2 protein-coding genes are annotated in these 1,515 nt (G+C 34.8%); both read right to left on the bottom strand.

Features of this window, described 5'->3' with window-relative positions; translation table 11 throughout:
- On the bottom strand, positions 1-326 hold a 326-nt coding region (gene ssb / locus FNZ60_RS04175; RefSeq protein WP_142416442.1), incomplete at its 3' end, for a single-stranded DNA-binding protein.
- Between the two features lie 284 nt (positions 327-610).
- Positions 611-1,474, bottom strand: a complete 864-nt coding sequence (locus tag FNZ60_RS04180; RefSeq protein ID WP_142416443.1) for a hypothetical protein — start codon at positions 1,472-1,474, stop codon at positions 611-613.
- Positions 1,475-1,515: the final 41 nt, after the last annotated feature.

Consider the following 1,515-nt stretch of genomic DNA (forward strand, 5'->3'; position numbering starts at 1 on the left):
TACAGTTCACCTTTGTATTGTGACAAGACAATTTCTGTTGTGTAACGGTCATGACCATTTTTATCTTGCCATTTACGAGTTTGTAATTTGCCTTCTACGTAAACCTTTGAACCTTTATTTAAGTATTGAAGAGCAATTTTGACCAGATGTGGATTAAAAACCACCACGGAATGCCATTCTGTTTTCCCTACTTTTTGATTGGTATTTTTATTTGTATAGCTCTCAGAGGTTGCCAACCGAAAATTGACCACTTCTGCACCAGAATTCATCGTTTTGCTCTCTGGATTATCCCCTAAATAGCCAATTAAGATCACTTTATTCAACATGTTTGTAAGTTCCATTTGATTTGCATTTTATACACATAAAAACTTAGCATAAGTTGTTTATTTTTTCAATTATTTCAATAAGATAATAACAGTTTTTTAAGTATTATCGCTATGAACAACATTGATCTTGTTAAAAAACAATCATAAGAAACTGAATATACACTGTTAATACTAACTTAATACCACTTAATCGCTTGCATTTTCATATGTTTTTTATAGCAAAATAAAAGCCGCTTCCATTTAAGAAACGGCTTTTTGCTATAAAGCAGCTCTCTGCCCCTTATTTATGCTGTTTTATCTAAAGTTTGTTCACTACCATCAGTATCATCACAAATCTTTTGCTTGCCATTAATAACGGCATTGCCATAAATTTTTACACCCTCTGCAATAATAGATCTGTTAGAAACACACGCATCATCATAAATTTCTACTTTTTCATAAATACGTGCATTTTCATAAACACGGGCATTGCCATAAATCTTGACATCTTTGCAAACAATCGCTTTGCCATAAACCCTAGCATTATCAAAAATATAAGAACCCTCGTGTACACAAGAAGACCCTGATACTTTTGCATTGCCATAAACAAAGCCCTTTACATAAGCACTATGCCAAACCTTTGCATCGTCATAAATTTTTGCCTCTATAGAAATAAAGGCTTTGCCATAAACCACGGCATTGTCACAAACTTGACCACAAATTTTTGCACCCCCATAAACCTTAGCATTATCACTAACTATGCACTTGCCATAAACCGGCCCCTTGCCACGAAACCACATATCACTACAAATGTTGGCATTATCATAAATATGAGCATTGCCATAAACATGGGTATCGCTACCATAAACTTTAGCTTTATCGCGAACTATAGCGTTGCCATAAACCATGGCATTATCAGCAACAGCAGCGTCATTACGTATTTTTGCATTTTCAGAAATGACAGCATTCATAAGAACCATAGCATTATCATAAACCCAACAATCCCCATCATGAGAGAGGTTATCTTCCCTTTCAATAAAACCACCAAGGTCTCCAGCCTTGACATCATCAAAATCTCTTAATGCACGAATGCGATAAATGTTTCTAGGTTGACGGGTTTCAATATCGTAAACCTGTTTTGTTCTGCCTGTAAATTCATATTTTTTCATTGGAATATTTCCTTATCGTAATGAAGTTTCTATTGACACCC

Origin of the sequence: Bartonella massiliensis (genome assembly GCF_902150025.1) — a bacterium.
Taxonomy (GTDB): domain Bacteria; phylum Pseudomonadota; class Alphaproteobacteria; order Rhizobiales; family Rhizobiaceae; genus Bartonella; species Bartonella massiliensis.

What these genes read in the sequence shown, in the direction of transcription:
- FNZ60_RS04180 (WP_142416443.1), bottom strand. Translation starts at nt 1,474, where the DNA reads ATGAAAAAATATGAATTTACAGGCAGAACAAAACAGGTTTACGATATT.